Source organism: Bdellovibrio bacteriovorus (genome assembly GCF_048286975.1).
Taxonomy (GTDB): Bacteria; Bdellovibrionota; Bdellovibrionia; order Bdellovibrionales; family Bdellovibrionaceae; genus Bdellovibrio; species Bdellovibrio bacteriovorus_H.
Window position 1 is genome coordinate 368176 of the sequence record NZ_JBLVRT010000003.1, and the last position, 26982, is coordinate 395157.

27 protein-coding genes and 1 riboswitch are annotated in these 26982 nt (G+C 50.9%); of the genes, 10 read left to right on the plus strand and 17 right to left on the minus strand.

Annotation, left to right across the window (positions count from 1 at the left end; genetic code table 11):
- Window positions 1-19 precede the first annotated feature (19 nt).
- Complete coding sequence (locus ACNQKP_RS12445) at window positions 20-664, minus strand: cytochrome b/b6 domain-containing protein (RefSeq protein ID WP_417865001.1); 645 nt, start codon at window positions 662-664, stop codon at window positions 20-22.
- Between the two features lie 17 nt (window positions 665-681).
- A complete protein-coding gene (locus ACNQKP_RS12450) occupies window positions 682-1047 on the minus strand; it encodes an STAS domain-containing protein (protein WP_417865002.1) in 366 nt (121 codons plus the stop codon).
- A gap of 265 nt (window positions 1048-1312) precedes the next feature.
- Between ACNQKP_RS12450 and ACNQKP_RS12455 the strand changes: the two genes are divergently transcribed.
- On the plus strand, window positions 1313-2662 hold the full coding sequence (locus ACNQKP_RS12455; RefSeq protein ID WP_417865003.1) for a TolC family protein: 1350 nt from the start codon (window positions 1313-1315) through the stop codon (window positions 2660-2662).
- Here ACNQKP_RS12455 and ACNQKP_RS12460 read toward each other — a convergent pair.
- From ACNQKP_RS12460 to ACNQKP_RS12475, 4 genes are all read right to left on the minus strand, one after another.
- Entirely contained in the window at window positions 2659-2940 is a 282-nt protein-coding gene (locus tag ACNQKP_RS12460; protein WP_417865004.1) for a hypothetical protein, read from the minus strand. The two genes, ACNQKP_RS12455 and ACNQKP_RS12460, sit on opposite strands and share 4 nt — an antisense overlap.
- An 85-nt stretch (window positions 2941-3025) precedes the next feature.
- Window positions 3026-3334 (minus strand): hypothetical protein, encoded by a 309-nt coding sequence (locus tag ACNQKP_RS12465; RefSeq protein ID WP_417865005.1) that lies wholly within the window; start codon window positions 3332-3334, stop codon window positions 3026-3028.
- An 86-nt stretch (window positions 3335-3420) separates the two neighbouring features.
- Window positions 3421-3867 carry a hypothetical protein gene (locus ACNQKP_RS12470; protein WP_417865006.1) on the minus strand — a complete coding sequence of 149 codons (447 nt, stop codon included), beginning with the start codon at window positions 3865-3867 and terminating at the stop codon, window positions 3421-3423.
- Window positions 3868-3942: 75 nt separating this feature from the next.
- Window positions 3943-4308, minus strand: coding sequence for a VOC family protein (locus ACNQKP_RS12475; protein ID WP_015090544.1), 366 nt, complete (start codon window positions 4306-4308; stop codon window positions 3943-3945).
- A gap of 540 nt (window positions 4309-4848) precedes the next feature.
- Between ACNQKP_RS12475 and ACNQKP_RS12480 the strand changes: the two genes are divergently transcribed.
- On the plus strand, window positions 4849-5595 hold the full coding sequence (locus ACNQKP_RS12480) for a murein L,D-transpeptidase catalytic domain family protein (protein ID WP_417865007.1): 747 nt from the start codon (window positions 4849-4851) through the stop codon (window positions 5593-5595).
- Here the strand turns inward: ACNQKP_RS12480 and ACNQKP_RS12485 are convergent, their stop codons facing one another.
- A complete protein-coding gene (locus ACNQKP_RS12485) occupies window positions 5596-6138 on the minus strand; it encodes a superoxide dismutase family protein (RefSeq protein ID WP_417865008.1) in 543 nt (180 codons plus the stop codon). It abuts the gene before it with no gap.
- A 125-nt stretch (window positions 6139-6263) separates the two neighbouring features.
- Here ACNQKP_RS12485 and ACNQKP_RS12490 point away from each other — a divergent pair, with 125 nt between their 5' ends.
- Window positions 6264-6803 (plus strand): hypothetical protein, encoded by a 540-nt coding sequence (locus tag ACNQKP_RS12490; protein ID WP_417865009.1) that lies wholly within the window; start codon window positions 6264-6266, stop codon window positions 6801-6803.
- Here ACNQKP_RS12490 and ACNQKP_RS12495 read toward each other — a convergent pair.
- From ACNQKP_RS12495 to ACNQKP_RS12510, 4 genes are all read right to left on the minus strand, one after another.
- On the minus strand, window positions 6800-7357 hold the full coding sequence (locus ACNQKP_RS12495) for a hypothetical protein (RefSeq protein ID WP_417865010.1): 558 nt from the start codon (window positions 7355-7357) through the stop codon (window positions 6800-6802). The genes ACNQKP_RS12490 and ACNQKP_RS12495 overlap by 4 nt on opposite strands.
- A gap of 107 nt (window positions 7358-7464) precedes the next feature.
- Complete coding sequence (locus tag ACNQKP_RS12500) at window positions 7465-8016, minus strand: CAP domain-containing protein (RefSeq protein WP_417865011.1); 552 nt, start codon at window positions 8014-8016, stop codon at window positions 7465-7467.
- A 211-nt stretch (window positions 8017-8227) separates the two neighbouring features.
- The gene (locus tag ACNQKP_RS12505) at window positions 8228-8578 is read right to left on the minus strand and encodes an RNA recognition motif domain-containing protein (protein ID WP_011163890.1); all 351 of its coding nucleotides are present in this window, start codon (window positions 8576-8578) and stop codon (window positions 8228-8230) included.
- Window positions 8579-8900: 322 nt separating this feature from the next.
- Window positions 8901-9737, minus strand: a complete 837-nt coding sequence (locus ACNQKP_RS12510; RefSeq protein ID WP_417865012.1) for a S1 RNA-binding domain-containing protein — start codon at window positions 9735-9737, stop codon at window positions 8901-8903.
- Window positions 9738-9872: 135 nt separating this feature from the next.
- Between ACNQKP_RS12510 and dbpA the strand changes: the two genes are divergently transcribed.
- Window positions 9873-11261 carry an ATP-dependent RNA helicase DbpA gene (gene dbpA, locus ACNQKP_RS12515; RefSeq protein ID WP_417865013.1) on the plus strand — a complete coding sequence of 463 codons (1389 nt, stop codon included), beginning with the start codon at window positions 9873-9875 and terminating at the stop codon, window positions 11259-11261.
- Here dbpA and ACNQKP_RS12520 read toward each other — a convergent pair whose 3' ends face one another.
- Window positions 11262-12362: an SAM-dependent methyltransferase gene (locus tag ACNQKP_RS12520; protein ID WP_417865014.1), complete on the minus strand. Its 1101-nt coding sequence runs from the start codon at window positions 12360-12362 to the stop codon at window positions 11262-11264. It lies immediately after the preceding gene.
- Window positions 12363-12476: 114 nt separating this feature from the next.
- Window positions 12477-12573: riboswitch (TPP riboswitch) on the plus strand.
- Window positions 12574-12626: 53 nt separating this feature from the next.
- On the opposite strand from ACNQKP_RS12520, the gene ACNQKP_RS12525 reads away from it, so the two are divergent.
- On the plus strand, window positions 12627-14723 hold the full coding sequence (locus ACNQKP_RS12525) for a TonB-dependent siderophore receptor (RefSeq protein ID WP_417865015.1): 2097 nt from the start codon (window positions 12627-12629) through the stop codon (window positions 14721-14723).
- A 6-nt stretch (window positions 14724-14729) separates the two neighbouring features.
- Here the strand turns inward: ACNQKP_RS12525 and ACNQKP_RS12530 are convergent, their stop codons facing one another.
- Window positions 14730-15581 (minus strand): S1 family peptidase, encoded by an 852-nt coding sequence (locus tag ACNQKP_RS12530; RefSeq protein WP_417865016.1) that lies wholly within the window; start codon window positions 15579-15581, stop codon window positions 14730-14732.
- A gap of 183 nt (window positions 15582-15764) precedes the next feature.
- Here ACNQKP_RS12530 and ACNQKP_RS12535 point away from each other — a divergent pair, with 183 nt between their 5' ends.
- The gene (locus tag ACNQKP_RS12535; RefSeq protein WP_417865017.1) at window positions 15765-17366 is read left to right on the plus strand and encodes a tryptophan halogenase family protein; all 1602 of its coding nucleotides are present in this window, start codon (window positions 15765-15767) and stop codon (window positions 17364-17366) included.
- Here ACNQKP_RS12535 and ACNQKP_RS12540 read toward each other — a convergent pair.
- Entirely contained in the window at window positions 17363-17977 is a 615-nt protein-coding gene (locus ACNQKP_RS12540; protein ID WP_417865018.1) for a tRNA-uridine aminocarboxypropyltransferase, read from the minus strand. The genes ACNQKP_RS12535 and ACNQKP_RS12540 overlap by 4 nt on opposite strands.
- 168 nt (window positions 17978-18145) lie before the next feature.
- On the opposite strand from ACNQKP_RS12540, the gene ACNQKP_RS12545 reads away from it, so the two are divergent.
- The gene (locus ACNQKP_RS12545) at window positions 18146-18772 is read left to right on the plus strand and encodes a hypothetical protein (protein ID WP_417865019.1); all 627 of its coding nucleotides are present in this window, start codon (window positions 18146-18148) and stop codon (window positions 18770-18772) included.
- On the opposite strand, the gene ACNQKP_RS12550 is transcribed toward ACNQKP_RS12545, so the two are convergent.
- Both ACNQKP_RS12550 and ACNQKP_RS12555 read right to left on the minus strand, forming a co-directional pair.
- Window positions 18769-20049: a trans-sulfuration enzyme family protein gene (locus ACNQKP_RS12550; protein ID WP_417865020.1), complete on the minus strand. Its 1281-nt coding sequence runs from the start codon at window positions 20047-20049 to the stop codon at window positions 18769-18771. The genes ACNQKP_RS12545 and ACNQKP_RS12550 overlap by 4 nt on opposite strands.
- Before the next feature lie 65 nt (window positions 20050-20114).
- Window positions 20115-20789, minus strand: a complete 675-nt coding sequence (locus ACNQKP_RS12555; protein ID WP_417865021.1) for a glycerophosphodiester phosphodiesterase — start codon at window positions 20787-20789, stop codon at window positions 20115-20117.
- A gap of 79 nt (window positions 20790-20868) precedes the next feature.
- Between ACNQKP_RS12555 and ACNQKP_RS12560 the strand changes: the two genes are divergently transcribed.
- The 3 genes from ACNQKP_RS12560 to ACNQKP_RS12570 are packed head-to-tail and all read left to right on the plus strand — an operon-like array spanning window position 20869 to window position 24328.
- Window positions 20869-21423: a YaeQ family protein gene (locus ACNQKP_RS12560; protein ID WP_417865022.1), complete on the plus strand. Its 555-nt coding sequence runs from the start codon at window positions 20869-20871 to the stop codon at window positions 21421-21423.
- On the plus strand, window positions 21420-22139 hold the full coding sequence (locus ACNQKP_RS12565) for a pseudouridine synthase (RefSeq protein WP_417865023.1): 720 nt from the start codon (window positions 21420-21422) through the stop codon (window positions 22137-22139). Before ACNQKP_RS12560 ends, ACNQKP_RS12565 begins: the two co-directional genes overlap by 4 nt.
- A gap of 50 nt (window positions 22140-22189) precedes the next feature.
- A complete protein-coding gene (locus ACNQKP_RS12570; RefSeq protein ID WP_417865024.1) occupies window positions 22190-24328 on the plus strand; it encodes a hybrid sensor histidine kinase/response regulator in 2139 nt (712 codons plus the stop codon).
- Here ACNQKP_RS12570 and ACNQKP_RS12575 read toward each other — a convergent pair.
- Window positions 24325-26958: a PAS domain S-box protein gene (locus ACNQKP_RS12575; protein WP_417865025.1), complete on the minus strand. Its 2634-nt coding sequence runs from the start codon at window positions 26956-26958 to the stop codon at window positions 24325-24327. The genes ACNQKP_RS12570 and ACNQKP_RS12575 overlap by 4 nt on opposite strands.
- Window positions 26959-26982: the final 24 nt, after the last annotated feature.

Consider the following 26982-nt stretch of genomic DNA (forward strand, 5'->3'; position numbering starts at 1 on the left):
CGCAACAACAAGAATGAAATCAATCCTTGGAGCCACCGTGAATCATATCTGAAACAAGTCCCTGATCATGTCGATTTTCAGCAATAACCAATCCAAGAATATGCCCAACAACAAATGCCACAAAGAACCACATCATCAGTTCGTGCACTTCTTTGACTGGATTCAGGGCTTCTTTACTGATCCCCAGTTCGGTTTTGAAATAGAGAGTAAGCCCTGACACCACCATAAAGACCGTGACCAGGTAAAACAGTGCGTAACCGGATTTAACAAGCGTATAATGAATTGCATTGGTTTTCTGCCCTGCTGGAACCTTGCGCAGATTCCAGGCGCTTTCAGCCGCATGCGTGGCCGGGCACTTTTTAACAGCAAAGATCCCCACCAGCACACGCACCAGCATCAAGCCCCCCAGCGTGAAGCCCAGGACATAATGCCAGTCCCACATGGGAGTGCGAATACTGACTGCAATATCCTTGGCCAGCTCAGGAGTGATTGTGGTTCCGGCTTCCTGAAGTTTGCTTTCAATCAGGGCCGAGTTTGTGCGCCAGCTTAAAAAGGTTTTACGCAAAAATGCTGTCCCCAGCAGCCCCAGAATTGCCAGAGCATTCAGCCAGTGCCAGACACGCAGACTTAACGGTTGGTATTTTTTAAAACTGTAGTTGTTCATGCCGTCAACTTAGCACATCAACCAGCGCGGCTGAAGGACAAAAGAGCGGACTTTAAATCATCTGCAACTTCCAACCCCCGGATGACTCCCATGCGCACAAGCCGTTCCCGCAGATTTTCGCGCAGGGAACACAGGCGAATCTCTGCGGGCTTCAAACGAATCTCCCGTTGCACCTGGGCCAGCCACGGTATGGCGTCCGCACTGATGGAATCCACATCCTGGAAGTACAAGACAACACAGCTGACCTCGCGCTTGGCCAGCAGTTCCTGACGGCAGGCCTCCAGGGCGGGCAACACCGGGGTGCTGATCTCGCCAGAGAAACTCACCACCAGCATTTTATTTTTCTGGTTAAAACTATACTGAAACGACTTCTGATCTTCCAACGTACAACTCCTAGAAATCGGCTTCTTTAATTTTTTCTATGGTAACACAAGGACTGCAGCATTAAAGTTTTCCAAGACATCCATATCAACTTGAGCCGGGCCCCTGGGTTGCTTTGGGACACTGACAATTTCCCTCCCGGGGGCAGCGTGGCAAAAGGGCTGAAAAAACCTCCAAGATCCCCCTATTTCGGACTCCGAATAACACTCCGTTTGACAAGGAATAGCCGTCCAAATACATCTTTCATGGTTTATTTCGGAGGGATTCATGAAAGTATTCGCAGCACTCTTGCTTGCCGTCTTTGTCACGACTTCAACGGCCTTTGCCGCACCAAAAACCACGGCTCAAAACAACGTCATTGTTAAAGTTAATCCCGACACTCTTCGCCGCATGTTCCTGGATCGCAACGTTGGAATCGCGATCTCCCTGAACAACGTTCACCAGGCCAAACAACGCGTGAACGTAGCGCGTGGAAATCTGCTGCCTTCTGTGAATCTGGGCGGGGCTATTTCCAGCGGCCCCTCCTTTGCTTTGAACTCTGTTTCCTTCCTGCTGCCTTTCCTGATGCCTTCCAACTGGATGGACCTGAAAGAAAACACTTACCTGCTTAAAGCGCAGGGTATGTCTCACTACATCGCTCAGCTGAACGGTTATTCTTCCGCTTACTCCATCTACGTGACGATCCTTGGGGATATCGAACTGCGTGGCATCCTGGCTCTGCAATACGAAAACCTGAAAGCCATCGAAGAACAACTGCGCCTGCCGGCTCAGTTGGGCATGATCCGGGAAGAGGAATACCTGCAAGCTCAGGCTCAAACCCAGATGGCACTGGTGCAGTTGTCTCAAGTGGACGAACTGGTTCTTCAGGAAAAAGCTGCCATCCGCGAATTGCTGGGCTTGTCTTTGACGACCGAAATCGTGTTTGAGGACGCGACTGTCGCGGTTTCCCCGGTTGAAAACTGGTCCCCGCAGTCTTTGCTGACTCAGGTGCACGAAAAATCCCCGGAAAGCCGCCAGATGGCTGCCATGATCACCTCTGCTCAATACAACAAATGGAGCAAGGCTTTCAGCTTCCTGGGTGGTCATTCCCTGGGGGCATCCCGCATGAACGGATCCATGGGCGGTCTTGAGCACTCCGGTTCTGTGAACTTTGGTTTTGCTTACTTCCCTAACTTGAAAATCAGCAACCTGAACATCGAACAGCTGAAATTGCGCAAGCAAGAACTGCAATTCGAACAAGCCAACCTGATTGAAGTGACTTTGGGTTCTTTGATGGAAGCACAAAAGCAGTACAATGCTGCGGCTTTGGCCCACGCAAACCTGGTGAAAGTTTATGATGCAGAAGTTCTGCGCTATAAGCTGGGCATGACGGACTTGCTGCACGTGCTTGAGGCCTCCAACGGCCTGACAAGCTCTGTGACCAACAAAATCAAAGCCCAGACAGCTTTGAATACTTTGCGTATCAGCCTTCACCGTATCATGATTTCTGAACAGTTCGCGAAAGTGGAAGACTGTGAAATCGAACGCCGCGGTTCTGGCGGTATCAAAGGCAAATTAGGCCGCGTCTTCAATCCTGAAAAATATCAGGTGACCCTGGATGAGGTCTGCGGAAACTAACGCAGGTACTGGACATCAAAGTGGCCGTTGGAGGTTTCTTCCGGCCACACCAGAAAGATGTCACCATCAAGCTCCGCCACATAAAGGCGTGTAAACACCGCCTCACCTTCCCAGTAAAATGAACTTCCGATCCGGAAGTTCTGACTGACAGTCTCCGAAAGCATCTGAAACCCGACAACCCGCAAGCGATCTCCGCGATGCAAATCATCGCCCCGCTCAGATTCCCTGATCACCAATTCCTGCCCCACGCGCAGTGAGCATCTATCCAGTGTTTTCACAAGCCCTCCCAAAAAGTTCCTTTGGACTCTTGGACCTTAGTTTAACCCACCAAAATCCAAGAATCCCTTCATGGTCTCATTTTGACTATTGCACACCACTGGAAGCAGAACGTTCCGGACGACCTTTGCCCGGACCACCGCTGCGGCCGAATTTCGCCGGTGATTCAAAGCCCTTCTCTTTTAGGCAGGCATCAATCTTGGCGCGGGTTTCATCATCGGGGGCCTGAGGTCTTTGGCCGGGTTCAGGTTGCTCGATGCCCAGTTCTTCGTGACAGGCACGGAACGCCTCACGCATGGCTTCGTGGGACTTTTCCTGCGCCAACGTGGTGTGTGCGGAAGTGGTAGCCACCAACATCAGGGTCGCGATCAATTGTTTTTGCAGAGTTTTAAACATAAGGACCTCCTCGTCCTTTTCAAGAATAGAAAAGGACTATGGAGGCAGAATGGAACAGTCCCGGAACAGGACGCCCTAGCGGACTCTTAACGAGTTTCGCACACAATTCCCGGCTCTAGCGGGGTGCCGGTCAGATTGTAATAATTGCGGGAATCCAGATCATTGATGAAAAGATCGCCGGTGTAACGACCCATGAACGCGCCGTTTTTCAGAACCGGGTTGACACGGATGTGCACCATCCCAGCAGCACCACCACGCAGATTCACATCATCCATGGATGTTGCTGGAACCAGCACAACATCAGACCGCGTGTACGTCTGACCAGTGATTTTGTCGTGAAGTTTCAATACCGCCCCCAGATTATAGCTGCCAATCACTGGCTTCAGCGGATCAATGGCGCGGTTAAAGATGACTTCAATCACAGCCTCGTCGCGCATCGGCTCGTAACCCGGCACACAGACAATTCTAGAAATAGAAGCCCCTGCGTTCAGGGACAAGGAAAGAACAAAGGCAGAAATCAAAAATGTTTTCATGAGGGGACTTCTACCTGAAGCCCATCGCCGATTGCAAGTGTCATAAATGCCAGTCTTACTTGGCTTTCAATTAAGCTAGTTTTTGGCGTGCAAAGCCACTTTATTGCCTTCGGTGTCCTCGAAGGTCGCAATAAAACCGTACTGGCCGATGCTCTTTTTATCGGTCAGGGTTTTACCCCCCTTGTCTTTGATCTTTTTCAGGCAGTCTTCGATGCTGTTTACACTGAAGTAAAGCAAACAGCCGTCATGGGATGGCTTGTAATCGGCCCCCTGCACCAGGGCTCCAGTTGCGCCCGGCTCTTTTTCTTTCATCGGAAACATGGCCATCTTGACCGGCCCCATTTCACTTAGCGTGAACGAGACATCAAAAGACTGTTCATAGAATTTCATGGCGCGCCCCATGTCTTTCACGGGAATTTCAAACCAACCGCAGATATGCATAAGGACTCCTTTGTGATGATCGAGTCCATTGTAAAGGCAGGTGCTAAAAAAAATAATGCCCACGTGTAAAACACATGGGCACAGAGGATCTGGAGAAAAACGAATTGTTCTTTTTTGAATAGAATCAGAGTCACTCAAAAGCACACTCTATTTTTTTCATCTAAGAAACAACTATATTGTTTGAGCTCCTTTTAGTGAGGGATCAATTCAATTGATCCTATTCACGGTCCTCTTTGGACTCTTTGATGCTTCGGTTATTTCTAACTTTCATTCATCCAGAGTTCATACCCCTATAGTACTCCTGCAAAAAAATATGAAAACCGCAAACCCGCTCCCTTACTGCATCTTAAGCCACAGCAGGACTTTGCAATTTCACTTTCGTTTGTTCACTGAACGAAGGAATTGAAGAACCTGAATCCATTGCAAATTCGCCCACGCACAAGGTCCTAAAAATTATGTCGCAGTAACAATTTTTCCGACGAACACCTCGTGTCAGCTAGCATCTGTCGAAGAACACACAGCATCTTTCACGGAGGATCGATGAATTTAATCTCTAAAAAATCCCTGGTATTGGCCGCTTTCCTTTCCATGACCGCCTGCGCAGGCCAAGACTACAGCTCCGCCGAAGTCCTTCCGGACGACACCGAGATGGAGCAGACAATTCCCGATACAGAAACAGTTGATAAATCCACAGCCGAAGAAACTGAGACGGCAACAAACGAAGACACCACCACGGTGATGGAAAGCGAAGCGATACTGAAGAACTATGATCATCTTGATCCAAAGAGGCTGATCAACTCCAAAGCTCTGGCGGAAGCCGTTGTTTACTTCGACAAGAACCAATCCCGGATCAAAAACAAAAAGTATCTGTCGCTGATTGATTTCGGCAAACGTTCGACGCAAGCCCGTTTTTTTATCATTAATATGTCCACGGGTGAAGTGACTGCGATCCACACCGCCCACGGCAAGGGCTCTGATGCCAACCACGACGGTTACGCTGACAAATTCAGCAACAAGTCCGGTTCCAATGCCAGCTCTTTGGGTTATTACCTGGCGGCAGAAACATACACAGGCAAGCACGGTCTGTCTTTGAAGTTGGATGGTCTTTCCAGCACAAATTCCAACGCCCGTGCCCGCGCCGTGGTGATTCACGGAGCAAGCTATGTGAAGGAATCCAGTGTCATCCAGGGACGCAGCTGGGGCTGTCCAGCTGTGGCAAATCACCTGCGCGACAAAGTTATCGGCATGCTTAAGGGTGGTAGTTTGATTTACGCCTTTGCCAAGTAATTATTTGATAACAGGTTTTGTATTCGGCGGAGTTTTAATCTCTCCACAGGCGATCCGATCCCCGGCATCGCCTGCAGGCTGGGATTTATAATCATCCGCTTTTGCATGAATCACAATCGAGGTCCCCTCTTTGGAGACCACCGAATTTTTTCCTGCCTGGACGGTCAACATGGGGTTAACCACATCCACTGACGCAGTCCCATCTTCTTTCACGACAATATTATTGAAGTCGCCTGCATGTGGGCCGCCTTTGCTTTTGTGCCCATGCTTCTTTTTATCAGGATTAAAGTGGCCGCCGGCCGATTTGAAATCAGGAGCAGTGCAGAGGCCCTTTTCATGAATGTGAAAGGCTTTTTCGCCGGGCGGAAGGTTTTGCAGTTCCATCTGAATACGCATTCCGTTGGTCACATCCGTCAGTGTTGCATTCCCCACCTGCTCACCCTTGGCGTTGCGAATGATGATGGCGATAGGGTCCTGCTGTGCATAGACAGAGCTTGCTCCAACGAGTGTCAGCACCAGAGCTTTACTGAGGGCTTTATACATGAAATTCCTCCCGCGAAAATATCAAGTTACGTTAAGGCGGATTTGGGGAATCTCCAAAATAGAATACCTTGTAATTTACCAGATTTAACCTAGGCTTAGTTATACACCACTGCGAGGGGATATTTATGAAATGGATTTTTGCCGTTCTTGTGGCTGTACTTGCCGGATGCACCACCACTCCAAAGAAAGAATCCCCGGCGTCAGTGACCGTAGTGCCTGATGTAGCGGCACCATCAAGTATTGACTACGTCGCTTTACAAACTTTCCTGGGATTGGATCGTGCCCCGGAAGAGCTGGGCTTTACCGAACGTGCATTCAACACCTGTGATGCAGGGTATGGCTATTCCCGTTCGCAAAACTGCAGGCAGGAGGTCTTTGTAGTGTTGCATTTTCGTCTGCTGTGCCGGGATTCAGAAGGCACCATCTCGACAATCCTGACGGAATCGGACGTAACACCGATCGCTGGCAAGACCGTGAAATGGAGTTTAAAAGGAATGACTGGAACAACCATCACCGATGGTCTGGGTTATGGACAGATTCGTACAGTGTCTCCAAGATCCCAGCGCCGCGAGCGCGCCCGTCTGGCGGTGGGTCCGGAGTTCCTGTATATGCGAGCCAACGAGATCACAAAAATCATCACACCACGTCCGTGGTGCAATCCTTAATTGCAATCCACCTCCTGAATGTCGAGGGTCACATTTTTAGCAAATGCACGACCCTTGCCTTCACCAATGACAGTCGCTGACAAGTTTCCGCGCAGGATATCAGAGCCGCCACAGGCGGTTTCAAGCAAGACGTCTTTCTGCCCCACATACTGGGTTGTTTTTTCAGCTTTTTCTGCCGACACGATTTCCAGAGTCTGTTTCGCGCCCTGACTGCCGGCTTTGAAGATTTCGACTTCCGCTTTCACACGGGTTTGCTGGGGATAAGCGCGCAGGCTGATCAATTGCTGACTGTCACGCACGACAATCTTTTTTCCAGCTGGAGCTTTCAATGTCAGTGCAAAGGTGCAACTGCCACGGGCAATCTTGCTGGTTTCTTCTTTCTTGACGTAAAGTCCGTTGGGGATGCGCACACGACCCTCGGTTTCGCTCAGCTCATAGCGCCCCGGAGTCCATTCACAGGCGTTGCCCGCAGTTTCGACAAATCCCGCTGCCGCAGCCGAAGCGGCCAAAGACATAAAGGTGAATGAAGCTGCCAACAAAGTGTGTGTGATCATAATTCCCCCCGGAATTTCACTGGGGCCCGTTTGCCACCAGAGGACTTCTTAAAGGAAGTCATGAGAGAATCATTTCAAGAAGAGTGCCAGAAATTTTGGCTCCAGATTTAGAGCGCGGACTTACCTGAAAAACATTGAACCCAGTGGAGCATGCCTTGTGAATTAGCAGCGATCCCCACACCCATGGTGCGAAAGTTGGAACTTAAGATGTTATTACGATGCCCAGTGGAACTCATCCAGCCCGCCATCACTTGCGCGGCGGTTGAATATCCGGCGGCGATGTTTTCACCCCAATAACTTCCCGACAGACCAAACCGTGCAAAACGCTGCGAGGTGCTTTCCGTCGGACTGTCATGGGCGAAGAAGTTTCGCGCCACCATGTCGTCAGCATGGGCCTGGGCTTCGGCCACACAAGCTGGCAGGGCCTTCAGTGCATTCAGCCCGCGGCTGGTGCGCTCTTGATTGACCGCCACCAGGACTTCGCAGGCCATGTCCACCATGGTTCCACACTCGGAGCCATTGCTTTCTCCAGAGGATTCCTGGTCGCTGGAATCACCCCCGGCAGGCAGCACACTGCCCGAACCGCCGCCGCCCCCACAGGCCGCCAGCGCCAGCGCAAACAAGAACAAAAATGAGACACGAATACCCAGTGTGGTCATGCCGTCCTCCTGCTGGTTTTAAAGCAAAGACAGCGCCAATAAATCAAAACTGCTGAGGTGACTGAAATCGGGAACTTAGCGTGGAAGTGGACTTTATGAATTACAGAGAAAGTGTAAGCTGACTGATGCGTCGACAGAAAAGACAGGATTCAGAAATAAAAAAAGGGCGGAAATTTCTTTCCGCCCTTTTCACTAAGATTAAAATCTTAAATTAGAAACGACCACCACGGTTGCCGCCGCCGAAGCCGCCACCACGGTTACCGCCGCCGCCACCGCCGCGACCGCCACCGAAGCCACCACGGTTCTCACGAGGAGCCATTGGTTTAGCTTCAGATACGTTCATCGCGCGACCCATCAACTCAACGCCGTTCAATTTAGCGATTGCAGTTGCTGCTTCGTCGTCAGTAGACATTTCAACGAAAGCGAAACCTTTAGAACGACCAGTTTCACGATCGATCACGATGCGTGCAGATTCAACATTTCCGAATTCAGCGAAAGTGTCAGCCAAAGACTGATCATCCAAAGAATAAGAAAGATTTCCAACGTAGATTTTTTTACCCATATAAACCTCCTAAGATTTGCTTTTGGGAAGCTCTTAAGAGGTCTTGGGCCCTATGCCCGAAAACTCTCCAGAGACTAAATTCTTGCTAGAGAATTTCTAGCGAATTTCTCGGAAAAGGGGAAGCAATTAAAATGAGAATAACCTAAATGAGCATTATTTCGCTGAAAGCTGCGAACACTCAGGCACTGGCGGCAGTGCGCAAAAACAAACAAAATATTGTGAAATCAATAACTTAAAGGCCAAAAGTGGGTTTGGGTTGTAAAAACCCACCCTGTAAGAGGTCCAGACCTGTCCGGGGGCCGGGAAGCCCCGTGGCGGCCGTTTAGCGGCCATCCACCAGGCGGATGCCGTCATCATGGACCGTGATCAGGCGCTTTTTATACAGCCCGCCCAGCGCCATTTTGTACTTCTTTTTGCTGACTCCGAACAGATCATAGATGGCTTCAGGATCTGTTTTGTCGGTGATTGGCAGGAAGCCGCCTTTGGATTTCAACAACTCCATAATGCGCTCACCGATGTCAGCCGTGGCTTTGTGACCGGCTTCGTTCAGGCGCAAATCAATTTTTCCATCGTCACGCACCTGCTTGATGAAACCTTTCAGACGCTGACCATATTCCAGCTGCTGAAACACTTCGTTCGCATACAACATGCCCCAGTGACGACCGTTGATAATGGCCTTGTATCCCAGATCGGTTTTGGCTGCGATCAACAGATCCACACTCTGCCCGGCTTCGTAATTTCCGGATTCTTTGTCCATGAAACGATCCAGACGCATAGAGGACGAAATTCTGTCGGTGTTATCCAGATACAGATACACCAGCACGTTCTGACCGATCTTCAGCTCACGGGTTTGTTCACTGAATGGCAGGAACAAATCCTTCGGCAAACCCCAATCCAGGAAAGCCCCCACACGCTCAATGGATTTCACTTTCAGCAAACCGAAAGTTCCCACCATCGCAAACGGCATTTCCGTCATGGCCACCAGACGGTCCTCAGAGTCAAAGCAGACAAAAACTTCCAGCTCGTCACCGACCTCACATTTTTCGGGTTGATAACGCGCGGGCAACAGGATTTCCCCGTCACTTCCACCATCCAGAAAGACCCCGTATTCCATTGTTTTGACGACTTTAAGTTTATTGATTTGACCGATTTGAACCATGGCGCAGTGATGCCACAAAACTGCAGGTGGGGGTACCTAAATCTGGGGCGGGTCATTTTTTCGTATTTCCATTCAAGACTCGACATTAAATGCCCTGCCTGCTACCTAAATATTTTTCATTTTCCCGAGGTGCCTGTGTCGCAAAATCAATTCTCATCTCTTCCCCTGTCCCCCGAACTGCTGGCTGTTGTTCAGGAGCTGGGTTTTGAGACACTGACACCCATCCAGCAGGAAAGCATTCCGCTGCTTCTGGCGGGCAAGGACCTGATCGGTCAGGCCAAAACCGGCAGTGGTAAAACCGCGGCGTTCTCACTTCCGATCCTGAACAAGATCCAGATCGACCTGCCTGAACTGCAGGCCCTGATTCTGTGCCCGACCCGTGAACTGGCAAGTCAGGTTGTCACTGAAATCCGCAAATTGGGCCGCCGTCTGCCGGGCTTGAAGGTTCTGGCCATGACCGGAGGCCAATCCGGCCGAGAACAGGCTGACGCTTTGGAAAATGGTGTGCAGATTGTTGTCGGTACACCAGGCCGTCTGGCTGACTTTGTCGGCCGCAGCCGCATTGATCTTTCTGCGGTGAAAACTGTGGTCCTGGATGAAGCGGACAAAATGCTGGATATGGGCTTTGCCGATGAAATCAAAACCGTGATGCGTGATCTGCCAGGATCACGACAAACAGTTTTGTTTTCCGCGACCTTCCCGGAATCCATCGAACATCTGTCCCGCAAATACCAGCGCCACGCCCAACAGCTGATCATCGAGGATGAAGAACAAAACTTGATCGAGCAGCTGGTTTACGACAGCGAAGACAACGACAAAACCAATGTGCTGATGCGTATTTTGCAACAGCATCCGTCGGATTCCACAATCATCTTCTGCAATACCAAAAATGCGGTGGCGGAAATCGCAGAACGCCTGAATGACCTGGGTGCTGCCAGCGGCTGCCTGCATGGTGACATGGAACAGCGTGAACGTGATCGCGTGATGGCGATGTTCCGCAACGGATCCCACCGCATTCTGGTTGCCACCGACGTGGCGGCCCGGGGCCTGGACATCGACAATCTGGAACTGGTTATTAACTTTGATTTGCCACTTTCCCCGGAAATCTATGTTCACCGCATCGGTCGCACCGGCCGAGCTGGCAAAACCGGCGTGGCGGTCACGATTGCGCACCCTAAAGACACTCTGAAACTGGGGCAGTTCGAAGAGCTGACCGGCGGCAAGTTCGCCCGTCCGTCACTGGGCTTTAAAAATCAGTATGGTTTGAATAAAACCCTGAAAGAAGCTCCGATGAAAACCATCTCGATCTCGGGAGGCCGCAAGGATAAACTTCGTCCCGGCGATATTCTGGGGGCCCTGACCGGCGCTGCGGGTGGTTTGACTTCGACAGATGTGGGTAAAATCGAAATTCAGGACAAGATCTCTTTTGTGGCGGTGTCTGCGAAAGTCGCGGACGGTGCCATGCAAAAGCTGCGTGACGGCCGCATCAAAGGTCAAAAGTTCCAGGTCAAATTTGTAAAGTAACTATTCGCGCGAACGGAACAGCGACAGATTGCCGCCGTCAAATTCCTGACCCGGCAACCAGCCTTCGCGTTCGGCGATTTCTTTCAGCCACAGCCGCGCATTGCCCTTGGTGACCACGACAATTCTTTGACGGTGTGAAACCTCCACCAATTGATTCAAGACATGCTGATAGGTGTCTTTGCTGAACGGATCAAACATGTAATAGACCTCGGCATCGGGGATACGGAAGTCTTTTTCGGAAAGATCCTGCGTGAAAAAATGCACGTGATCCTGCAAACCGAACTTGGCCGTGGATTCGTTGGAAATATCCACGCGGTGTTTGACGTACTCGTACCCGATAAAGTCAATATCCGGCCTGAGCACGCCCACCACCAGGCCCACCCGTCCATAACCGGAACCCAGGTCAATGAAGCGCGTTCCTTGTGACGCCTGAACTTCACGCAAAGCCGTCAGTAAAGTTGAATACGAAGACTGCACCCCCAGGCCCGCGCCTTCATACAATCTTTCAGTGCCGTTCACGTCCGTTTTCATTCCCACGTCGGCGTCATAGTTCAAACCAAAGATCTGATCCAGTCCATCAAAGGTGCGATACAATGAAAGCGCCAGGGACCGAGCCTGCGTGTTTCCCTGTAACGACAATGCATTTTCATGAGCAAAAACGCTTTCCATCAACTGCAGGGCTCTGGCTACAAAGCGGTTTTTCTGTTCCTGACTCGCTGACTGAACGTGGGACAACAGCAGACGCTCCAGCTCTTCACAGAGCTCGGCCGTCTGGCGCAGTTCTTTTGCATTCATGGTTTGCAGAGTGTCCTGCAGGTAATTCAAAGACAAAAGATTGGAGGCAAAGGTCTGTTCGGTGAAACGAAGATAATTTTCGGAGCTGGTGTCAGGATCCTTTTTCAGGTTCCACTGCTCCCCTTGCAGAAAGGTCAGAGCCGATCCCAGAAAGGTGACATCAATAAAGGCCTCTGCCACTTCTTCCGGATTCAGGCTGGCAAACTGCTGCCGAAAACCCTGCAAGAAAGGCCCGCGCAATTCTTTTTTATAAGAGACCAAACCCTTGATAACGAACTCGCGAAGCAGGCTTTGATTTATATTCATATATAAAGCTTAGCATGGGTTCGTGGAAATAAACGGAATTAATGAAAATAACGCCCGACCTCCGCTGTTGCCAAAAAGAATTTGACCTGGGCGGCCTCCTCAATCATAACGCTGACCTGACGCTAGGGGTGTTGGTGAATTCACCGACTGAGAATAACCCTTTGAACCTGATAGAGATAATGCTCGCGCAGGGAAGCAAGAATAGAAAGATCCGGCTCATCCCAAAGGCCCCTTTCTGTCCTGCCGACCTGCCAAAGGAAGGCTATGAAAAAACACGTATCAATCCTCTCTGCCATGACAGTTCTGCTGACCAGCCAGGGCCTGCACGCACAAAACGCTCCAACCGAGATCAACACCATCACTGTTCAGGATGATCAGGTTCAGGAACCGCTGGAGGCCTTTGGTTTCCCGGAAGTGCCAGCCCAGAATCTGCCGCTTTCCTATTCCCAGATCAGTGACAAGTCCTTGCGTGAAAACCGCATTCACCGCCTGTCTGATATTACCCTGATTGAAGCGTCGGTTACCGACAGCTACAACGCTTCGGGATACTGGGACTATCTGTCGATTCGTGGGTTCACTTTGGACAATCGCGCAAACTTCCTGCGTGAAGGCCTGCCGATCAATGCGCAAACATCCATTCCCTTGGAAAACAAAGAGCGTCTTGAGGTGCTGAAAGGACTCAATGGCCTGCAGACCGGTGCAAGCTCGCCAGGAGGCATGGTCAACTATGTCGTCAAACGCCCGACAGCGCGTCGCCAACTGCTGCTTGAAACGGAAGTGGGAAGCTATGGGAACTGGCTGATCGCGGCCGATGCCGCTGGCCCGATGAAAGGCTCTGAACAGTTCGGCTATCGCCTGAATGTGGCCCATGAAAACTTAAGCCCTGCAGTGGAAGACAGCAAAGGTGAACGAAGTGTCCTGGCTTTGGCCAACAGCTGGCGCATTTCAGAGAACCAATTGCTTGAATCTGACATCGAATGGTCCAAAAAATCCCAGCCGACACAAGCTGCGTTCAGCCTTTTAGGAAATGATCTGCCCTCTGTATCTGATCCGCGCCTGAACCTGAACAATCAAAGCTGGTCCCTGCCGGTGGTTTTCACCGGTCTGACCGGAAGCTTGAAGTATACTCACCGCTTTAATCAGAACCTGACCTGGCACACCGCCGCGGGCGCACAAGAACTGCACACCGACGACCGCCTGGCTTACCCGTTTGGCTGCTCGGCTGAAAACAATTATGACCGCTATTGTTCTGACGGCACTTTTGACATGTATGACTTCCGAAGCGAAAACGAACGCCGCAGCACTCAGGCCGTCAAAACGTCCCTGCAAATCAAAGCGGAAACCGGGTCTGTTTCCCACGACATCAATATCGGTTACCTGGGATATGTATCCCGTGAACGCTATGACAAACAGGCTTACAACCCGGTGGGTGTGGGTAATGTGCAAGGCACGGCGAAGCTTCCGGCAGATCCTGCGTTAACAGATGAAAACACCAATAGAGATTCTGAAGTGAACGAACTGTTTGCCTTTGATTCAGCCAAATTTGGTCCTTGGGGCGCGTGGCTGGGGCTTCGTTTCAGTGACGTTCATCGCAGCAGCGTTCGCACCGATGCATCCCGCGCCACTGATTATCGCGAAAACTTTGTGCTGCCGTGGCTGGCGCTGTCTTATCAGTTCCCGACTTGGATGACTTATGTCAGCTATGGTGAAGGTGTAGAAACCTATGTCACCCCGAACCGCAGTGGCTACACCAACCCAGGGCAATTTGTGCCGGACGTGATCAGCAAGCAGGTTGAAGTCGGTGTGCGCGGTGGTGAAGCTGTGACTTGGAGTCTTGCAGCCTTCCAAATTGAACGTCCTCAGGTGGAGGACCAACGACCGGACTATAAAATCGACGGTCTTAGCCGCCATCAGGGGCTTGAGGCGGAACTGGGTGGCGAAGCCGGGCGTCTGCAATGGACGGCTTCAGCGATGTGGCTGAAGGCCCGCCGTCTGGACAGCAATCTGAACCCTGCCGTCAATGACCAGCGTCCAACGAATCTGCCTGAGCATACTTTGCGCGCCCATGTGAATTATCTGATCCCGGGGGTTCAGGGATTGTCAGTGAATTCCCGCGTGTCCTATGAAGGTGAACGCGCGGTGACTGCGGATAATTCCATGATGCTGTCAGCATGGACCCGTTGGGATACGGGAGCCTCTTATGAATTTGGAGCAAAAGAGGGAAAAACCGTTGTACGTCTGGCAGTTGAAAATCTGACGGATGAAAGTTACTGGAAGGAATCCCCGACTCAGTACGGGCACATCTATCTGTACCCAGGGGAAGTCCGCAGCGTCTTTTTGACACTGCAGACGAATCTTTAGGCCAATTTACTGACGCTCGGTCGTAAAGACAGGGGCGTCAGCACCCATAGCGGCAGCTTCATCCAAAATGAATGTTTTGAACATCGTAGCATTGGTGTATTCACCGAAATGACGGCAGTCAGGCGCAAGATCGTGCGGTCCGCGAGTGATCCCGACAACAACAAGTCCTTTGGAAGTTTCCAAATAAGCCGGGCCACCGGAATCACCAGAACAAGCACCTTTGGCATTGTTCTGATCTGTCACCAGAATGGATTCCCACAATTTAGCCAATGGCACACGCACAAAGTTCAAACCTGTTGCCGGAACCGGATTATCGATTTCATTCAGCAATCCATAACCTGCAAGCAACAAGGTCTCGCCCGCTTTCAGCTCCACGGACTCATCCAAAATTGGCACTGGAACAGCATTTTCCGGAGCATCCAACAACAACTTAATCAAAGCCACGTCGTTACGGCCCGTCACCGGAAAGCCGCTATCATTATAAACCAGGTGATAGTCCTTGTGGGTTTCGTATTCCGCCACTCGCAAAAGCTTAGTTTCATCAACAGCTGTCGGAAGCACCTCACCGATATGAACAAAGATTTCAGCGCCCTGCAAGTCCACCAGACAATGAGCCGCTGTCAGTACCAGATTTTTTGAAATCAAAGTTCCCGTGCAGATGGAGTAAGGTTTTCCCTGATAGTTGTAAATCAAAGAAACGGTGGAAGCCGTCACTGGATTTGTGGCGTCGGCCTTTTCGCCACCAATAATCGAGGTCTCTTGACCGTTCAGCTCAACACTATTTGTCTTTTCATTTTTAGTACAGGCAACAAGGGACAAAAGCAGCAAGGATGACAACAACAGCTTTGAATTCAACACAAGGACTCCCCTTACGACGGCGTGAATCGCCGCCGGGGAATCTATCAAAGAGTTATGAAAACTCCTAGGAATTGATCGGTGTCAAATTCCTGGACAGTATTTATTTCAGCTGAAAGATACAAGGACGGGCCCGTGGATCTCTCAAGTTGCAAATCACTGAATTCGCGGGCAGATTAGCCCACCATGAGCACACTTTCAGAACATATCGACAATGCCTTTGACCTTAGCTATCTGAACTTCCCCAAATGCCCGCCGACGGACATCAAAACCATCGGCATTCTGGGCGGCGGTACCGCCGGATACCTCGCAGCCCTGGCACTAAAAAAATATCACCCTGAAGTTGAAGTCACTGTTATTGAGTCCAGCAAAATTCCAGTGATCGGTGTTGGCGAATCCACGACCACCGAGATCGTGCCGTTCCTGCACCGCGGGCTTGAGATCGACCCGGTGGATTTCTTCCGCGAAGTGGAACCGACTTTGAAGTTCGGGATTCGTTTTGACTGGGGCTGCCCGGGTGATTACAAATTCAATTTCAGCTTCTTTGCCGGACACCAGTACGAGTCTTATTATTATGAAAATGACATCAAGAATTCCAACTGGCCATCGGTGCTGATGAATGAAAATAAAATTCCGGTCATTCGCAACAAAAATGGCACGCTGACTTCATTCCTGCCAAGCATTCCGTTTTCTTACCACATCGACAACAAGAACCTGATCCGGTTCCTGAACAAGGAAGTCAAAAGCCGCGGCATTGATATTCTGGATGCCGAAGTTCATGAAGTAAAACTGGATGAGCGTGGTTATGTGGCATATTTGGAATCCAAAGAAGGTCACAGTCTTTCCTATGATCTGTACATTGACTGTTCCGGCTTCCGCTCCAAAATTCTGGGCCAGGCACTGAAAACAGAATTCACGCCGTTCACGGACACGTTGGTCACCGATCGCGCACTGACCTTTGATATGCCGAACAAAGACGTTGTTGACTGCTACACGTCTGTGATCACCATGAACAACGGCTGGTGCTGGAAAATCCCTATGCGCACGGAAGATCACTATGGGTACGTGTTCTCGTCCAAATTCTGTGACGAAGAAACTGCGTTGGCTGAAGCCCGTGCCCGCTTCGGTCACTTTGAAAAATACAAAATGGTTGAATTCCGCTCAGGCCGTCACACTCAAGCCTGGGTGAAAAACGTGTTCTCTTTGGGGAACTCTTACGGGTTTATCGAGCCTTTGGAATCCACGGCCATCCAGACCGCTGTTCACAGCATCAATGTTTTGTGCCGTTTGATGCCGAAAACTTTGGACGATCAGATTTCAATCACCGGTATCAACAATGAAATCGCCGTGACTTGGGACACTTTCCGCTGGTTTGTGGGCATGCATTATAAATTCAACAAGAAACTGGACACTCCGTTCTGGAAGCACTGCCGCGAAAAGACCAACATTGGTCATGCTCAAACTATCGTGAATCTGTTCAACCAAAGACCTCCGCTGAGCGCGGGGAACTTTGGTTCCAACTCACAGTTCACGGCGACAGAGGCTTTGGTCTTTAACAGCTACAGCTATGACACTTTGATCTTCGGGCAAAAAGAGGTTCATAAACCTCTGGCCGCTCCGGAAATGACCAAGGAAGAATACTTCGGCAAACTGAAGTCCTACCAGGAACTAACCAGCCGGTCCCTGTCTCTGTTTGAATTGTTCAAAGGGGATCATTTGTTTGAAGATGAGATCCTGGAGCAGCTCTTCAATGACACTGACACCTGGATCATGGAAGCCGACGTCTAAGTCGGCTTTGGCAGAACTCCCCGTCCCATCAGAGTTCTTTTTAGTTTTTCCTGATACAAATCCATCAAGGCCCCACCGACCTCGGGGCCTTCCGCCACCATAAAGGCCTGCGCAATCGCCTGCAAAGTCGCCATGCCTTCCTCGGTCGTTTCCGCCCGCAGATGGTGCTGGGATTTGTTGGGTGCACTGATCATCACTCGCGGAATCCCGGCAATTTCAGGATGACGGGTGTTGACCTTGCTGGCCTGCCGCCAGTTTCCATCCGGCACAATCAACTGCAAAGGCCTTGGGTCTTCCGCCATAAATCCGGCATTTAGTTCGCGCGCATCTTCTGCAGGAAAAAACAAAACCGTGCGGTATTCGGGCACCAGCAAATCAGACAGATCCAGAGCTTCCTGACTGTCGCCGCGCACGCGCATCTCGCTGTTAAACAAAGCCTTGATCGCCAGACGGCCGGTGTTGGTGGTGCGTTTTAATTCTTTGGCGTGAATTACCAGACACAATCGGGAGCGGGATTCCAGGCGAGGTATCAAACTGCAAAGGCACAAATCCCGGTGCAGGTAACATTCAGGGCAAGGGTCTTTGGTTTTGCGTTTTCGTTGCTGGATCATCACCTCACCCTGCCCGCAAAGGCCGCCGTGATCAACAAATTGACACACTGATGGGGCAAAAATTCCCTGAGCCGGGCTCTCATTCCAATTGAAGGGCCGATTTTCATGGCATGGCCTTGGCATTTCCAGCTGATGATGAATTTTAAGGCTTCTGCCAAAGGATGAAACATGAAATTGCCCGTTGTACTGCCTGCCCTGTTCACCCTGCTTTTGACCACCACCGCCCTAGCGGCAGAAACACGCTTACAACCCAGCTCCGAGGGACACCTGATTCAAGGACAAGCCCCCGTTTCAACGCAGATTTCGGCCATGGCGTTTTATTCCCCGGCTTTCACCTTCAATAAAAAGCTGGATGCCTCTGTTTGTAAGTTTGCGGAAGACCGCATGAGCCCTGCTGGTCACGACCGCACGCTGGTCATCAAAGCCCAGCGACAGGAAGACGGCAGATATGCAGTGAAAGTTCCAACAGCGGGTCTGCGTGGTGCGTGCCCTTATGTTTTAACTTCCGTGTATCTGGATTTGAATGACGCTAAGGTCAGCCAGAACTTAAGCCTGTCCACTGAAAAAGAAATCCAGCAGACACGCGATGCCCTGTCCGACATCACCGAACTTGATCCGGTCACTCCGTTTGACCAAGTCGAAGCCATTTACTGTGAATTTGAATCCGAGTTTGAAATCGGTCTTTGCCATGTCGCTGACGGCCTGCCAGAGATGAGCTACAAAATCTCTGACACCGCCACCAGCTACACTCTGGATGTGAAGGACGAATCCCAGCGTCCTTCCCGCGAATTCTAGATTTTTTTGAGGGCCTCGTTGAGGTCCTCAATAATGTCATTCACGTTTTCAAGACCGATACTAAGGCGGATGGCGCGCGGATCAATACCGCTGTCGCCACGCTTGTCATCCGGGATCGCCGAGTGAGTCATAAAGCCCGGAACCTCGATCAACGTTTTGGTCAGACCCAAGCTGACAGCCAAAGTGATCGAGTATGAATTCTTGGCGATATCATCGACAAACTTCTGACACTTTTTCATGTCACCTTTAAGCTGGAACGAAATCATCGTGCCCGGCGCAAACTTTCCTTCCGGGGACTTCAGATATTTTTTCGCCAGTTTATGTTGAGCATGACTTTTCAGGCCCGGATAAGTGACGCTGGCCACTTTCGGATGTGCTTCCAGGAATTTCGCCACAGCCGTGGCTGAAGCCTGCTGTTGTTCAAAACGAATGGCTTGGGTGGAAATACCGTACACCAGAATGTGCCAAGCTGAATACGGATGGATGATCGCACCAAAATCCTTGCGGGCCACGCGCAGAATGCTTTCATGCGCTCTTGGCGCAATCACGGCGCCACCCATTTCCGTACCGAAGCCGGAAATATTTTTGGTCAGACTCTGAATCACAAAGTCGACGTTCCATTCCACCGGACGAAGGGCCCACGGTGTCGCGAAAGTGTTGTCCACGACGGTGTAGATCTGATTGTCTTTACCGCGTTTTTTGTTGGCCGTCTTCACCAGTGCGGTGATCTTTTCCAGATCCGCGATCTCAAGAATAGGATTGGATACGGATTCAAAGTACACCACGCGTGTGGCCGGGTCCGCCAGCTGCAGTGCCAGATTTTTAAAGTCATTCACATCCATCAGATGCGTGGAAATATTCAAACGCGGCAGCCAGTTCGTCAAAAGACTGTAGGTGCAACCGTACAAAGTTTTATGGGCAATGACTTTTTGGCCGGAAGAAAGAAGTGACATCAGGGTGGAAGCAATCGCTCCCATGCCACTTCCGAAGGTCACGGCACACTCGCCTTTTTCCAGAAGAGCCAGCTGGTCCTCCAGCATTTTTGTTGTTGGTTCTTCCAGACGATCATAGATCCAGATGGGTTTTTCTTCGCCCTTCTGTGCCCCGAAAGTGCTAAAACCTTCCGCGCCTCTTTGCAGGGACTCCAGACGGAACGTCGTCGACGCCGTCATCGGCGGAATCAAATGGTGAGAAAACTCCCATGATTTTGAAAGGAACTCCCCGTGAATGGCTTGAGTTCTTGGTGACTTGGATTTGGCCGCTTTTTTCTTGGTCATTGGATCCCCACAAATTGTATGGGGATCACTAGAGCACAGGTTCTAATTGAAGGAAAGCTCTACTCTTAAGACCACGACGCGGCGGTAAATGGGACGTCTGTTCCCAGACAGTCTACGCCAATGCGCTTCATTTTCTGGAAAGTGGCTTCGTCATTGGCATTCCAGGCCGTGACCGTGAATCCCGCTGCATGGCATTCAGCCACCAGTTGCTGATCAATCCAGTTCACACTGAGCGAGATTCCCTGCGCCCCTGCGCTTTCCATTATCTGCACGGGATTCAGTGGCAAACCAAAAAGCAAACATGTTGTCTTGATATCGGAATGGTCCCGGAATTCACGCAACCAGCGATGATTAAACGAAATCACGGTCAGTCTTTCTGCCGGATAGTTGTTTTTTAAAAGTTCCGCCAGGGCACCGAAATTCCCCGCTGACTTCACTTCAATCTGTAACTGTGTCTGAGAACTTTTGAAAAGCTCCAGCACCTGTTCCAAACGCGGCAAAGGGTCGCCCTCTTTTGTTCGGACCTTTGCAAGTTCCGCCCACGTGCGGGCATCCACCCGGCCCGTATTGGTGGTGGTGCGATCCAAAGTGTCGTCGTGATGAACCACCCACACCCCGTCCTGGGATTCGTGAATGTCGAATTCCACGGCAGCGACGCCGGATTGCAAAGCAAACTCAAAAGAACGCAAAGTGTTTTCCGGCGCCCGGTCCCGAGCCCCGCGATGTCCCATCATTTTCATAGCGCCATTGAAGCAAAAAAACCGCTTTCGGGGCAATCTTTTCTCGCTTTCACTGGGGAAAACCCCTATGCTACGCCCCATGGCACAACCCTCCAAACTGTACCGGTTTCGGATTGATCTTTCCGACATCGACCGCGGCATTTATGAACAGCTTGATTTCCGTCTGGCGATGCATCCGTCTGAGTCCATGCCCTATATGCTGACGCGGGCTCTGGCTTATGCCTGCAATTATTCTGAAGCCCTGGAGTTTTCAGCGCAGGGGTTGGGCGATCCTGAGTCCGCAGCCCTGAGCCACAGCGATGCCACCAGCGGCCGAACACTTTTGTGGATTGAAATCGGCAATCCCAGCCCGAAAAAACTGCACAAAGCTTCAAAGGCCTCGCAAGCTGTCAAAATCTACACGTACAAAGATGCCTCCCAGATTCTGCGCGACTGCGAAAAAGAGAACGTGCACCAGCCCGAAAAGATTGAAATCCATCAGCTGGATGACAAATTTCTGTCGGCACTGGGGGACGAAAGTTCGCGTGAATTTCGTTTCAGCCTGATGGTGCAGGAAGGTTCCCTGACCATCACCCGTGGTGAAGAAATTCTGAACTCTGAATTCAAAAGATTTTACCTGAAAGACCCGGCATGAGCAGCGAAAGCCCCTTGAAAATCATCTATCAGGATGAAAACTTTTTTGCGATAGACAAACCGTCTGGGTTCTTCGTGCATCCGCCCGAACTGTCGCCTTATCCTGTTCCGAAGGAGCGTATTTGCCTGTGGCATCTGCGCAAAATGTTCAGAAAAGACGTCTTTCCGGTGCACCGTCTGGATGCGCCGACCAGCGGGATTGTTCTGTTTGCAATGAGCCGCCAGGATGCGCGCGAGCTGAACTTTCTTTTTGCTGAACGCCGCATGCACAAAACCTATCATGCCGTTGTTCGGGGGTTTGTGCCTGAATCCGGCAGCATTGATTTGCCTCTGGAAGTCGACGAAGGACAAAGCATTGTTGAGGCCCAAACGGTGTTCCGCAGTCTTGCACAGGTGGAACTTCCCTATGCAGTAGGTAAAAAGTATCCGACTTCACGCTACTCTCTGGTGCAGGCTCACCCTGTCACCGGACGCTGGCATCAGATCCGCCGGCATTTTGACCGCATTGCTCACCCTCTGCTGGGGGACATCGAACACGGTGATTCCCATCACAATCGCTTCTTCAGAGACACTTTAAACATCAAAGGACTGTGTTTAAAGGCGACAAAGATCGAAATGGAAAGTCCGTGGAACGGCAACAAGGTCATTATTGAGGCTCCGCCCTGCGAAAAATGGGACCACATCCACAAGCTTTTTTCATGGACGCCGCCTACATGAAGCCGATGCAATTTGCCTAAAAAACACCGGCCTTGTAATATCGCAGTCAAATGCCGAACAAAATGGATCTTCCATCCCTCACTTCGAACAACTCCAATTACGAATCTTTGGATTTGGCTGTTCGAAAAATTGATCTCATCTACCGCCAAAGCATCAATGGCGTGATTGTTATCTTCGCCAACGCCGCCGCCTTCTTGTATATCTCCTGGAACAATGTCTCTCATGCTTTTTCAATAACCTGGGTCTCAGTGCTATTCACATCGGTGCTGATCCGTTTGTCCATGCTGTATCGCTGGAACCGTGTAAAACCCACTTTGCGCCATATGGATGAAACGCACTTCTGGCATCGCACCATGTGCGGGCTGCTGCTGATATCCGGCCTTTGTTGGGCGGCGGTGGGATTGGTGGCACCCTTCGGATCCACAACCCAACAAATTCTGACGGCGCTGCTGGTGTGTTCGATGTCCGCTGGAGCCATGATCACTTATGTGTCCTCCCGCGTGGCAATGATGTGCGTTGTGGCGCCCGCGATGCTGGGCTGGGGAATTGGCTATGTCACCTCGGGGCAGCCTCACCATCTGCTGGTGGGAATGCTGGTGATGGTTTACTGCGGATTGATGATTGTCATGGGTAAAAACCTGAACCAGGCGATCATCAAACTTCTGACCTTGGATACGAAACTGCAAAAAAATGAAGAGCATCTGCGCATGTCCATGGCTTCTTCTGATGCCTTGACCTGGGACTGGGACATGACGACTGACAGCCTTCACTGTGAAGGCAACGCAGACCTTTTTCCACTTGGCACCCAACAACTTAAGACCCTGCTAAAAGAAAATCGCAGTGCGACCCCGGAGCTTTATACCGAAGCCATCTTCACCGACAGTTTTGGTTCGGCCCGCCATGTGGCTTTGAAAGGTCGCTTCTATCGCAATCCGGACAACGTGCCTTACCGGGCCACCGGCATTGCCTGGGATATCACAACCAAACGCAACGAAGAACTCTTGCGCCGTGAACGTGATCTGCACGAAGCCGCCAACAATGCCAAGTCGGTTTTACTGGCCAATGCCAGCCATGAAATTCGCACTCCTCTGGCCGCAATCCTGGGTTTCGCCGACACACTGTTGCGCAATCCCCATCTGGACGATCAAAGCCGTCGGGATGTGCAGTCCATTCACCGTCAGGGGAATTTCATGGCCTCACTGGTGAATGACCTTTTGGACCTTTCAAAAATCGAAACCAATCGTTTGTATATCCAGAAAGCCCCGATGAACCCGGCGCGTGAGCTGGAGGACTCTCTAAGTGTCATTCGCTCGGCGCTGGAGGATCAAAAACATGACATCCAGATTTACTATGAATCCCAGATTCCCGAAATCATAGAATCGGATTCTGTGCGTTTTCGTCAGGTGCTGATCAATCTTTTGTCGAACGCCGTGAAGTTCACTCAAGAGGGCACCATCACCGTGCGAGTGGCCTTCTTTTCAGACACGGACAACAACGGTCATCTTACCATCGGCGTGACTGACACAGGCATGGGTATGGATGAATCCACGCAAAAGAATCTGTTCCAGCCCTTTGTGCGCGGTGAAAGCGCGGAAGTTCAGCGGGTGCAGGGCTCTGGCCTGGGGTTGGCACTTTCAGAACGCCTGGCGCGGATGATGAACGGGCGTTTGCATCTGGTGACCTCGGAACTTGGCAAAGGCAGCACGTTTGAACTTTCACTGAATGTCGGACCGGTGAAAGAATTAAAACTGGTCGCACCTTCACAACAGAAAACCCAGGCGCTGGACCGTGTGAAGATCGCCAAAGAAACAGGCTTCCTGAAGGACCGTCGTGTGCTGGTTGTGGATGACTCCGAAGACCTTCGCTTGCTGATGAATCGCTACCTTAAAAAACAAGGTGCCGACGTAGACACGGCAGAGAATGGCGAAGAAGCCGTCACCAAAGCCATGGCCCGACCCTTTGATGTGATTCTGATGGATATCAAAATGCCAATAATGGACGGATACAAGGCCACCACCCAACTGCGCACCAAAGGCTACACGCGGCCGATCGTCGCCCTGACGGCCCAAGCCAGCGTTGAAGGCCAGAAAAAATCCATGGAATATGGTTTTGACGGATACTTAAGCAAACCCGTCGATATGACTCTTTTGAATGATATTTTAACCCGAGTGCAGGGACCGCTGAACTAAAGTTCCGCCTCGCGAGACTTTTGTTTCGGAAAGTCCAAACTCAGCACACGCTTAAGTTCAGCCCGATCCAGAGGCTTTTGCAAATATCCATCAAACCCCGCAGCCAGACATTTTTCGCGATCGCCCTTCATCGCATGAGCCGTCAAAGCCACGATGGGACCGCGATACCCTTGAGTGCGCAGCTTCTTAAGTGCCTGAAACCCGTCCATCTCGGGCATCTGGATGTCCATCAGAATCAGACTGTAGGATTTCTGCAATGACTTGCGCACAGCTTCGGCACCATTTTCGGCCGTTTCAATACGCTCTTCAGGAACTCCGGCACGAACGATGAATCGTTTGAAAAGCTCACGATTGTCCATGGCATCGTCGACCACGAGAATACTTTCGACCTGTTTTGCAGAGACTGCCACAGATTCTGCACTTGCCTTGCGCGGGTCAACACCTTGAGCACTGATTACTTCTTTACCCAAGATCGAAATCAAAAAGCTGCTGCCGATACCCGCTGAACTGGTGTTTAATATCACATCACCACCCAACAGGCGCGCGAGCTTGCGCGAAAGAAACAGGCCAAGACCTGTCCCCCCAAAGCGGCGTGTGGTCGAACTGTCGGCTTGGGAAAAAGGCTGAAACAGATTGTTCCGTTGTTCGGAAGGAATCCCGATGCCAGTGTCCGTGACAAGGAACTCGATTCGCTGGCGTCCGTCACGGCGATTTCCGTTGCGCGAGCGAACCTCCATCTCGACGTATCCCGAATCAGTGAACTTGATGGCATTACCAATCACATTAATTAAAATCTGACGAAGCCGCGTGGGATCGGACTGAATCATTTTTGGCAAGGCTCCCAGGCGCAGCCTTAACTCAATGCCCTTTTCCTCGGCACGGCCGCGAAGAAGATGTATCACGTCATGCAACAGATCCGGCAGATCAAAGACAATGCTTTCAATCTGAATGCGCTCGGACTCCACTTTGGAAATATCCAATATCTCATCGACGATATGCAACAACTGCTGCCCGTTGCGCAGAACCGTCTCCATGGCCTCTTTCTGTTCTTCCTTAAGACTTTCATCCTCTTTCAAAATCTCGGCAAACCCCAGCATGGCCCCCAGCGGTGTGCGAATTTCGTGGCTGACGTTGGCAAGGAAGGCTGTCTTCGCACGACTGGCCTCCTGAGCCCGATAGTAAAGGCGCGAATTTTCAATCTGCACCGCCAGACGACGGCCGATTTCCTCGGTCATACTTTGGTCTATCGCAGAAAAGTGCCTGCCCGGTGTCGTTGAAATCAGACTGATAGTCCCCAGAGGTTTTTCGTCCCGCAGCAAGATGGGCACGGTCATAAAGGCCTCGGCGTGAATGGGCCTTTCGGTCAAGGCCGCCTCAGGTCCGAAAGTGAACTTCAGGAACTGATCCAGATCCACACCATTGATGACTTCAGTTTTGCGTGAGCGCATCACCTCGGCTGCTCCATAGGGGGCATCCCAGCGCATCGGAAACTTTTCACGCCAGCTTTGAATGAACTCGGTGTCTTCGGATTTATTGGCGGATATCTGCGTATGGGAAATCTCAAGCCCCTCTTCATCCATCAAGTCCACAATACAGATGTCTGCCAGAGTCGGAATGGACTTTTCCGTAAATGCTTTCAAAATATTGTCCAGATCAAAAGACTGGGTCATGGCAAAGGTCAGATCCGACAAAAAACCCATTTGCTGGGCTCGCAGTTCCGCAGCACTGCGGGCAATTTGCTCTTTGACCAGAACGGAACGCTGCTTTTCAGCCTTTTTCAGCTCGGTGATATCTTCAGACACACCCAGTAAATACTGAGGCCGGCCTTCCTTGTCGAAAACCGGAATCTTGCGCGTATGCAGATAACGAACACCCCGGGCGGTGTTGATTTCCTCTTCGGGAATATCCACAATTCTGGATTCTTTCAGTACATCACGATCCTTGGAGGTAAAAAAGTCGGCTTGTTCCTTCGAGAATAAATCATAGTCATTTTTCCCGATCAACTGAGCCCTGGGAATGCCAATCAAATCCTCGCCTGCTTTGTTGAAACGAACGAAGCGCAGGTCCTTGGCGTCTTTGACGAACACCATCGTCGGCATATTTTCAAAAATCGCCGCCAGAAATGATTCTGATTCCACCAGTTGCAGAGTGCGTTCCGCCACGCGTTTTTCCAACAGGGCCTTGGCCTCTCCGAGCTTTCTTTCACTTTCTTTTTGCTGGGTGATATCCTGAACCAGGGTGATGACGGTTCCATCCTCAAACATCGTCAGTCCCAGCCGCACTGGCACCAGATGCCCGCCTTTGTGAATATATTCCTTTTCAAAAACCGGAACCGAGCCTTTGGCTTTTAATATCTCGGCCACCTGCTGGCTTTGTTCAAGGTACTTGGGGTGAGTCAGGGTTTTCCAATTGAGCCTTCCGGCTTTGAGATCCTCGCGGTTATAGCCAACCATCTCCAGAAAGCAGTCGTTCGCATCCAGTATCTGGCCGTTCATATCCGTAGAAAGGATACCCACCATTTTTGACTCAAAAATGGTCTTATAACGCCGCCACAGCTGGTTACTCTGATCCTGTTCTGCTGACATGAAAGCTCCCTCTACTATGGTAAAAGAGCTTCCTGGAACCGTCATCGCCCCCTACAGAGGCTGTCAACA

What these genes read in the sequence shown, in the direction of transcription:
- ACNQKP_RS12445 (WP_417865001.1), bottom strand. Translation starts at nt 664, where the DNA reads ATGAACAACTACAGTTTTAAAAAATACCAACCGTTAAGTCTGCGTGTC.
- ACNQKP_RS12455 (WP_417865003.1), top strand. Translation starts at nt 1,313, where the DNA reads ATGAAAGTATTCGCAGCACTCTTGCTTGCCGTCTTTGTCACGACTTCA.
- ACNQKP_RS12465 (WP_417865005.1), bottom strand. Translation starts at nt 3,334, where the DNA reads ATGTTTAAAACTCTGCAAAAACAATTGATCGCGACCCTGATGTTGGTG.
- ACNQKP_RS12470 (WP_417865006.1), bottom strand. Translation starts at nt 3,867, where the DNA reads ATGAAAACATTTTTGATTTCTGCCTTTGTTCTTTCCTTGTCCCTGAAC.
- ACNQKP_RS12475 (WP_015090544.1), bottom strand. Translation starts at nt 4,308, where the DNA reads ATGCATATCTGCGGTTGGTTTGAAATTCCCGTGAAAGACATGGGGCGC.
- ACNQKP_RS12480 (WP_417865007.1), top strand. Translation starts at nt 4,849, where the DNA reads ATGAATTTAATCTCTAAAAAATCCCTGGTATTGGCCGCTTTCCTTTCC.
- ACNQKP_RS12485 (WP_417865008.1), bottom strand. Translation starts at nt 6,138, where the DNA reads ATGTATAAAGCCCTCAGTAAAGCTCTGGTGCTGACACTCGTTGGAGCA.
- ACNQKP_RS12490 (WP_417865009.1), top strand. Translation starts at nt 6,264, where the DNA reads ATGAAATGGATTTTTGCCGTTCTTGTGGCTGTACTTGCCGGATGCACC.
- ACNQKP_RS12495 (WP_417865010.1), bottom strand. Translation starts at nt 7,357, where the DNA reads ATGATCACACACACTTTGTTGGCAGCTTCATTCACCTTTATGTCTTTG.
- ACNQKP_RS12500 (WP_417865011.1), bottom strand. Translation starts at nt 8,016, where the DNA reads ATGACCACACTGGGTATTCGTGTCTCATTTTTGTTCTTGTTTGCGCTG.
- ACNQKP_RS12505 (WP_011163890.1), bottom strand. Translation starts at nt 8,578, where the DNA reads ATGGGTAAAAAAATCTACGTTGGAAATCTTTCTTATTCTTTGGATGAT.
- ACNQKP_RS12510 (WP_417865012.1), bottom strand. Translation starts at nt 9,737, where the DNA reads ATGGTTCAAATCGGTCAAATCAATAAACTTAAAGTCGTCAAAACAATG.
- ACNQKP_RS12520 (WP_417865014.1), bottom strand. Translation starts at nt 12,362, where the DNA reads ATGAATATAAATCAAAGCCTGCTTCGCGAGTTCGTTATCAAGGGTTTG.
- ACNQKP_RS12525 (WP_417865015.1), top strand. Translation starts at nt 12,627, where the DNA reads ATGAAAAAACACGTATCAATCCTCTCTGCCATGACAGTTCTGCTGACC.
- ACNQKP_RS12535 (WP_417865017.1), top strand. Translation starts at nt 15,765, where the DNA reads ATGAGCACACTTTCAGAACATATCGACAATGCCTTTGACCTTAGCTAT.
- ACNQKP_RS12540 (WP_417865018.1), bottom strand. Translation starts at nt 17,977, where the DNA reads ATGATCCAGCAACGAAAACGCAAAACCAAAGACCCTTGCCCTGAATGT.
- ACNQKP_RS12545 (WP_417865019.1), top strand. Translation starts at nt 18,146, where the DNA reads ATGAAATTGCCCGTTGTACTGCCTGCCCTGTTCACCCTGCTTTTGACC.
- ACNQKP_RS12550 (WP_417865020.1), bottom strand. Translation starts at nt 20,049, where the DNA reads ATGACCAAGAAAAAAGCGGCCAAATCCAAGTCACCAAGAACTCAAGCC.
- ACNQKP_RS12555 (WP_417865021.1), bottom strand. Translation starts at nt 20,789, where the DNA reads ATGAAAATGATGGGACATCGCGGGGCTCGGGACCGGGCGCCGGAAAAC.
- ACNQKP_RS12560 (WP_417865022.1), top strand. Translation starts at nt 20,869, where the DNA reads ATGGCACAACCCTCCAAACTGTACCGGTTTCGGATTGATCTTTCCGAC.
- ACNQKP_RS12565 (WP_417865023.1), top strand. Translation starts at nt 21,420, where the DNA reads ATGAGCAGCGAAAGCCCCTTGAAAATCATCTATCAGGATGAAAACTTT.
- ACNQKP_RS12570 (WP_417865024.1), top strand. Translation starts at nt 22,190, where the DNA reads ATGCCGAACAAAATGGATCTTCCATCCCTCACTTCGAACAACTCCAAT.
- ACNQKP_RS12575 (WP_417865025.1), bottom strand. Translation starts at nt 26,958, where the DNA reads ATGACGGTTCCAGGAAGCTCTTTTACCATAGTAGAGGGAGCTTTCATG.